The organism is Hydrogenovibrio sp. 3SP14C1, from assembly GCF_029625905.1.
Classification (GTDB): Bacteria; Pseudomonadota; Gammaproteobacteria; order Thiomicrospirales; family Thiomicrospiraceae; genus Hydrogenovibrio.
In genome coordinates this window covers 1-268 of record NZ_JARTLM010000135.1, presented here as the reverse complement: position 1 = coordinate 268, position 268 = coordinate 1, and the positions used below count along the sequence as shown (strand labels likewise).

Genomic DNA, 268 nt, shown 5'->3' with positions numbered 1-268 from the left:
GGCGGCATACCGGCTGATTACGTCACCCAGATGCTGGCGCTGATGGAAGTGTCAAAATGTGGCGCGCCCGCTTTTTTGATCACTAACGGTCAGTGCATCCACAGCATGCGACGTTTTGGCTCCGCCGAGCAGCTGCGTAAAACAGCAGAAAGCACCATGGAAACGGGCGATCCGGCGTATGCGCTGGCATTAACCGAGCCGGGAGCAGGCTCCGATAATAATAGTGCCACCACCAGCTACACCCGCAAAAATGGCAAGGTGTATCTCA

Annotated in this window: 1 protein-coding gene; it reads left to right on the top strand. The window is 56.0% G+C overall.

Features of this window, described 5'->3' with window-relative positions; all coding sequences use genetic code 11:
* A partial coding sequence (locus tag P8629_RS11945; RefSeq protein ID WP_336618929.1) for an acyl-CoA dehydrogenase family protein occupies window positions 1-268 on the top strand: 268 nt, incomplete at both ends.